The sequence below is a fragment of the Streptomyces sp. NPDC054849 genome (assembly GCF_053610945.1).
The window spans coordinates 23,860-30,522 of record NZ_JBSGZI010000057.1; the positions used below are offsets into that span (position 1 = coordinate 23,860).

The 6,663-nt window shown below is 71.9% G+C and carries 7 protein-coding genes; 6 read left to right on the forward strand and 1 reads right to left on the reverse strand.

The window, feature by feature from the left end; all coding sequences use genetic code 11:
- Positions 1 to 9: 9 nt before the first annotated feature.
- Positions 10 to 1,416, forward strand: coding sequence for a dipeptidase (locus ACWGIF_RS23315; RefSeq protein WP_453500337.1), 1,407 nt, complete (start codon positions 10 to 12; stop codon positions 1,414 to 1,416).
- 50 nt (positions 1,417 to 1,466) lie between these two features.
- Complete coding sequence (gene nudC / locus ACWGIF_RS23320; RefSeq protein WP_453500339.1) at positions 1,467 to 2,408, forward strand: NAD(+) diphosphatase; 942 nt, start codon at positions 1,467 to 1,469, stop codon at positions 2,406 to 2,408.
- Positions 2,409 to 2,534: 126 nt separating this feature from the next.
- Here the strand turns inward: nudC and ACWGIF_RS23325 are convergent, their stop codons facing one another.
- Positions 2,535 to 2,795 carry a mycoredoxin gene (locus tag ACWGIF_RS23325; protein WP_329379483.1) on the reverse strand — a complete coding sequence of 87 codons (261 nt, stop codon included), beginning with the start codon at positions 2,793 to 2,795 and terminating at the stop codon, positions 2,535 to 2,537.
- 170 nt (positions 2,796 to 2,965) lie between these two features.
- On the opposite strand from ACWGIF_RS23325, the gene ACWGIF_RS23330 reads away from it, so the two are divergent.
- From ACWGIF_RS23330 to ACWGIF_RS23345, 4 genes are all read left to right on the forward strand, one after another.
- Complete coding sequence (locus tag ACWGIF_RS23330) at positions 2,966 to 5,137, forward strand: ATP-dependent DNA helicase UvrD2 (protein WP_453500341.1); 2,172 nt, start codon at positions 2,966 to 2,968, stop codon at positions 5,135 to 5,137.
- A gap of 179 nt (positions 5,138 to 5,316) precedes the next feature.
- Entirely contained in the window at positions 5,317 to 5,628 is a 312-nt protein-coding gene (locus ACWGIF_RS23335; protein WP_453500371.1) for a hypothetical protein, read from the forward strand.
- A gap of 193 nt (positions 5,629 to 5,821) precedes the next feature.
- A complete protein-coding gene (locus ACWGIF_RS23340; protein ID WP_453500343.1) occupies positions 5,822 to 6,193 on the forward strand; it encodes a WhiB family transcriptional regulator in 372 nt (123 codons plus the stop codon).
- Positions 6,190 to 6,519, forward strand: a complete 330-nt coding sequence (locus ACWGIF_RS23345; RefSeq protein ID WP_453500344.1) for a hypothetical protein — start codon at positions 6,190 to 6,192, stop codon at positions 6,517 to 6,519. The genes ACWGIF_RS23340 and ACWGIF_RS23345 overlap by 4 nt, the downstream gene beginning before the upstream one ends.
- The last annotated feature ends 144 nt before the right edge of the window (positions 6,520 to 6,663 follow it).

Consider the following 6,663-nt stretch of genomic DNA (forward strand, 5'->3'; position numbering starts at 1 on the left):
GCTCGGGGCATGAGCGACACCCCGCCGGACAACGTCGTCCGTACGTACATAGCGACCCACCGCGCAGCCTTCCTCGACGACCTCGCCGAGTGGCTCCGCATCCCCTCCGTCTCGGCCCAGCCCGAGCACGCGGGCGACGTACGCCGCAGCGCCGAATGGCTCGCGGCGAAGCTCAAGGAGACCGGCTTCCCGGTCGCCGAGGTCTGGGAGACCGGCGGCGCCCCCGCCGTCTTCGCGCACTGGCCGAGCGAGGACCCGGACGCCCCCACGGTCCTCGTGTACGGGCACCACGACGTGCAGCCCGCCGCCCTCGCCGACGGATGGCACACCGACCCGTTCGAGCCGGTGATCCGCGACGGCCGCATGTACGCGCGCGGCGCCGCCGACGACAAGGGCCAGGTGTTCTTCCACACCCTCGGCGTACGGGCGCACCTGGCGGCCACCGGCGCCGCCGCCCCCGCCGTGCACCTCAAGCTGATCGTCGAGGGCGAGGAGGAGTCCGGCTCCCTCCACTTCCGCGCGCTCGTCGAGGCCCGCGCCGCCGAGCTGGCCGCCGACGTGGTGATCGTCTCCGACACCGGCATGTGGTCGCAGACCACCCCCACCGTCTGCACCGGCATGCGCGGGGTCGCCGACTGCGAGATCGACTTCCACGGCCCGGACCAGGACATCCACTCCGGTGCCTTCGGCGGGGCCGTGCCCAATCCGGCCACCGTCGCCGCCCGCCTGGTCGCCGCCCTGCACGACGACGACGGGCGGGTCACCGTCCCCGGCTTCTACGACGGCATCGCCGAGCTCACCGACGCGGAGCGCGCGCTCATCGCCGAGCTGCCCTTCGACGAGGCCGAGTGGCTGCGCACGGCCAAGTCCCACGCGGCCGCCGGCGAGGCCGGGTACTCCACCCTGGAGCGCGTCTGGGCCCGCCCGACGGCCGAGGTCAATGGCATCGGCGGCGGCTACCAGGGCCCCGGCGGCAAGACCATCGTGCCCGCCTCCGCCCACCTGAAGCTGTCGTTCCGCCTGGTCTCCGGGCAGGACCCGTACGAGGTCGAGGCCGCCCTGCGGGACTGGGTCGCGGCACGGATCCCCGACGGAATCCGGCACTCCATCACCTTCGGCGCCCCCACCCGGCCGTGCCTGACCCCGCTGGACCACCCGGCCCTGCAGTCGGTCGTACGGTCCATGGGGCGCGCCTTCGGCCAGAAGATCCGCTTCACCCGCGAGGGCGGCTCCGGACCCGCGGCCGACCTCCAGGACGTCCTGGACGCGCCCGTCCTCTTCCTCGGCATCTCGGTACCGTCCGACGGCTGGCACGCGCCGAACGAGAAGGTCGAGCTGGACCTCCTGCTCAAGGGCGTCGAGACGGCCGCCTACCTCTGGGCAGACCTGGCCGACACCCACCGCACACCCGCCTGACCCCACCCACACCTGCCGCACCGAGCCTGCCTGTCCCACCACCGGGGGAGTTGGAAGTACCTGTGAGCATCCATACCGAGCGCCCACTCTCGCTCACCGCGACCAGCGGAATCGACCGTGCCGCACACCACCGCCTCGACGAGGCCTGGCTGGCCGCCGCCTGGAGCCACCCGACGACCCGCGTCTTCGTCGTCTCCGGCGGCCAGGTCCTGATCGACGACACCCCCGACGGGGGCTCCGGCATCGTGATGACCCCGGCCTTCGAGGCCCCGGTCACCGAGACCCACCGCTACTTCCTGGGGACCGACGAGGACGGCGTACGGTACTTCGCCCTGCAGAAGGACGCGCTGCCCGGCCGCATGGACCAGTCGGCCCGCCCGGCCGGCCTGCGCGAGGCCGGACTGCTGCTGTCCCCGCGCGACGCCGGGCTGATGGTGCACGCGGTGGCGCTGGAGAACTGGCAGCGGATGCACCGCTTCTGCTCGCGCTGCGGCGAGCGCACGGTCGTCGCGGCCGCCGGGCACATCCGCCGCTGCCCGGGATGCGGCGCCGAGCACTACCCGCGCACCGACCCGGCCGTGATCATGCTGGTCACCGACGAGCACGACCGCGCGCTGCTGGGCCGCCAGGTGCACTGGCCGGAGGGCCGCTTCTCCACGCTCGCCGGGTTCGTGGAGCCGGGCGAGTCGATCGAGCAGTCCGTCGTCCGCGAGGTGTGGGAGGAGGCGGGCGTCAGGGTCGGCGAGGTCGAGTATGTGGCCAGCCAGCCCTGGCCCTTCCCATACAGCCTGATGCTGGGCTTCACGGCCCGCGCCACCACCTCCGAGATCACGGTCGACGGCGAGGAGATCCAGGAGGCCCGCTGGTTCTCCCGCGAGGAGCTGCGCGCGGCCTTCGCGTCGGGCGAGGTGCTGCCGCCGTCGGGCATCTCCATCGCCGCCCGGCTGGTCGAGCTCTGGTACGGCGAGCCGCTGCCGAAGGCGTCGGCGTAACCCGTCACTTTCGTCACAGCAGAGGGCCCCCGCCTCGGCGGGGGCCCTTCTGGTGCTCGGGGTGCTCGGTCAGGGGCTCGGGGTGGTCGCGGTGCTCGCGGTGCCCGGGCTGCTCCGAGGCGCCGCTCAGACGGCGAGAGCCTGCTTGACCTGGGCCAGGCTCGGATTCGTCATGACGGACTCGCTGCCGGCGGCGGACTTCACGAGGACGGTGGGAACCGTCTGGTTGCCGCCGTTGGCCTTCTCCACGAACGCAGCGGACGCCGGGTCGAGCTCGATGTTGATCTCGTTGTACGCGATGCCCTCCCGGTCCAGCTGCGTCTTCAGCCGACGGCAGTAGCCGCACCAGGTCGTGCTGTACATCGTGACGGTGCCCGTGTCCTGCATGCTGCGCTCTCCTTCGTGAGGGCTGGGTGGTCCGAGTACTCGAACGTACGGGACCCGGTCGCCATTCCCGTACGGGCGTCCCCGCGCGACCGGTGTGACTCGTACGACGAGTGCCCGGGGCCTGTGGACGATTTTCCCGCCCGCCCCACGAGACCTGGCAGCATGGCGGAGTGACAGCAGCAACGCACTCCTCTTCCTTCTCCGCCGCCGCCGACTCGGCCGACGCGGTGCTCCTGGGCCTGGACCCGGAGCAGCGCGAGGTCGCGACGACCCTGCGGGGGCCGGTGTGCGTGCTGGCGGGCGCCGGTACGGGCAAGACCCGCGCCATCACCCACCGCATCGCCTACGGTGTCCGGTCCGGCCAGCTCATGCCGGCCAGCGTGCTGGCCGTCACCTTCACCAACCGCGCCGCCGGAGAGATGCGCGGCCGCCTGCGCACGCTCGGCGCGGGCGGTGTCCAGGCCCGGACCTTCCACTCCGCCGCCCTGCGCCAGCTCCAGTACTTCTGGCCCAAGGCGGTCGGCGGGGACGTGCCCCGGCTGCTGGAGCGCAAGATCCAGTTCGTCGCCGAGGCCGGCGCCCGGTGCCGCATCCGCCTCGACCGCAACGAGCTGCGCGACGTCACCGGCGAGATCGAGTGGGCGAAGGTCACCCAGACGGTGCCCGCGGACTATCCGGCGGCCGCCCTCAAGTCGGGCCGCGAGGCACCCCGGGACATGGCCGAGATCGCACAGATCTATGGGACGTACGAGCAGCTCAAGCGCGACCGCGGCATGATCGACTTCGAGGACGTGCTGCTGCTGACCGTCGGCATCCTCCAGGACCGCCACGACATCGCCGAGCAGATCCGCGCCCAGTACCAGCACTTCGTCGTCGACGAGTACCAGGACGTCAGCCCCTTGCAGCAGCGGCTGCTGGACCTGTGGCTCGGCGAGCGCGACAGCCTCTGCGTCGTCGGCGACGCCAGCCAGACCATCTACTCCTTCACCGGCGCCACCCCCGACCACCTGCTGAACTTCCGCACCCGCTACCCCCAGGCCACCGTGGTCAAGCTGGTCCGCGACTACCGCTCCACGCCGCAGGTGGTCCACCTCGCCAACGGGCTCCTGAACCAGGCCAGGGGCCGGGCCGCCGAGCACCGGCTCGAACTGGTCTCCCAGCGCGAGACCGGCCCCGACCCCGTCTACGCCGAGTACGCCGACGAGCCCGCCGAGGCCGAAGGCGTCGCCCAGCGGATCCGGGACCTCATCGCCGCGGGCGTCCCGGCCGGCGAGATCGCCGTGCTCTACCGCATCAACGCCCAGTCCGAGGTCTACGAACAGGCCCTCGCCGACGCCGGGGTCCCCTACCAGCTGCGCGGAGCCGAGCGGTTCTTCGAGCGCCAGGAGGTCCAGAAGGCGATCCTCGCGCTGCGCGGAGCCGCCCGCTCCGGCGGGAACGACCCGCTGCTCGACGACGTCGTGGAACTGGGCTCCCAGGTCCGGGCGGTGCTCAGCTCCACCGGCTGGACCGCGGAGCCGCCCGCCGGCTCCGGGGCCGTGCGCGACCAGTGGGAATCGCTGGCCGCGCTGGTCCGGCTCGCCGAGGACTTCGCCCGGACCCGGCCCGGGGTCACCCTGGCGGACCTCACGATCGAGCTGGACGAGCGCAAGGCCGCCCAGCACGCCCCGACCGTCCAGGGCGTCACCCTGGCTTCGCTGCACGCGGCGAAGGGTCTGGAGTGGGACGCCGTCTTCCTCGTCGGCCTCACCGACGGCATGATGCCGATCACCTACGCGAAGACCGACGAGCAGGTCGAGGAGGAACGGCGGCTGCTCTACGTCGGCGTCACCCGTGCGCGGCTGCACCTGAGCCTCTCCTGGGCCCTCTCCCGCGCTCCCGGCGGCCGGGCCTCCCGGCGCCCCAGCCGCTTCCTGAACGGCCTGCGGCCGGGGTCCGCGGCCGCGGCCCCCGGGGGCGGGCCGGGCTCCACGGCCGAGCGGGGGGCGCGCAAGCGCGGACGGCGCGGCCCGGTGCTGTGCCGGGTCTGCGGCAAGACCCTGACCGAGGCCGGCGAGCTGAAGCTGATGCGCTGCGAAGACTGTCCGTCCGACATGGACGAGGGTCTCTACGAGCGGCTGCGGGAGTGGCGCGCGGCACAGGCGAAGGAGCAAGGGCTGCCCGCCTACTGCGTCTTCACGGACAAGACGCTGACGGCGATCGCGGAGGCCGCGCCCTGCGAGCCGGGAGAGCTCTCTATGATCTCCGGGGTGGGCGTCCGCAAGCTCGATCGGTACGGAGCCGAGGTTCTGGCCATCTGTGCAGGTCAAGAGCCCGGGGTCGAGGATTCTGACGACGCGTAGAAACTCGTCGGAAAAATAGTTTGCACATGCCCAGCGAAGACCCATAGGTTCTTAGCAACGGAAACGGTGGCTTCTCCGAAGCCCTGGATCCGTGCTGTACTTATCCGAATACGTATGGGACAGGCCCTCGGGCCAGGTCCCCGAGACGCCGAGAGGAGGCGAGACCAGTGGCCAGCTTCATGACCTTCACCAAAATGACCGATCGCTCGGTCGACGCTTCCTGCCTGCTCGGTTCCGTCTCCCTCCTGGGTACCGGTGTGTCCGCGATTTCCGCCGACCGCCCCGCCCTGCTGGCGACCCTTCCGGTCAGTGAGCGCAATGAGCGACCGACCCTGGCACCGGTGGCAGTACTGGCAGCAGAAGCTCAGGCGCATGGCGCCTATGGCTTCGCGGCCGCAGCCGGTGCCGGAGCCAAGACGAAGCAGACGAAGCAGCAGCACCACCTGATGTGGGCCTTCCGCGGGCTCGAACCCTGGAGTGATCCAGCCTGATCGCATGATCAGGCCGGCGCCTTCAGGGCCGCGGAACCCCACCCGGGATCCGCGGCCCTTCTGTTTGTCCCCGACCGGGGACGACGGAGCGAAGGGGTCTCGGGACTGGCAGAACCAGTCGGTGATGGCAGCCCAGCCGAACCCGGCCGACCGGCCGGAACGACCAGCCGAACAAGACGAGGAAGAAACCACCGTGCAACTCGAAGCGCACGCCCCGTCCGTACCGCAGACCCAAACGATCTCCCCGCCCGCAGTACCGGAGGACCACACCTTGACCCCGCTCACCGCGCTGACCGCGCTCGACGACGCCATCGAGAACCTCGGCGTTCCCGTTCCCTGCCGCACCTTCGACCCCGAGGTCTTCTTCGCCGAGTCCCCGGCCGACGTCGAGTACGCCAAGTCGCTCTGCCGCACCTGCCCGCTGGTCGAGGCCTGCCTCGCCGGGGCGATCGAGCGCCGCGAGCCCTGGGGTGTCTGGGGTGGCGAGCTCTTCGTCCAGGGTGTCGTCGTCGCCCGCAAGCGGCCGCGTGGCCGTCCGCGCAAGAACCCGGTTGTCGCGGCATGACCGCCATCGGAACCATCGACCGCCCCCTGACGCACGACCCCTTGAAGCAGGCCCTCATGACCGTCCACACCACGAGCGAGCAGCCCCACGGCGCCGCCCACGCAGACTTCATCACCGCCGGCGCGATCACCTCGCGTCAGAACAGGACCCGCGAAATGCAACTCATCCCAGAAGCCCTGGCTCGCGCCCATATGGACGACCGCATGCGTGAGGCGGACGCCGAGCGTCACGCCGTGCGCCTGGTCGCCGCCCGCCGCATGCAGCGGCGTGCCGAGCGCGTCTCGATGCGCGCCCGGCGCGCGCTGGCCATGGCCGTCATGCACTAAGAGCCGCCGCTGACGGCAATCCCCCGGGGGGGCGGGGGCGGACGGGCCCGGGCCCCCCCGGGGGTGGGGGGGGGGGGGCAGCCCCCCCGGGGGGTTACTGTTGGGGTTGGGCCGCCCCAAGCCCCCCCCCCCCCCCCCCGCAGC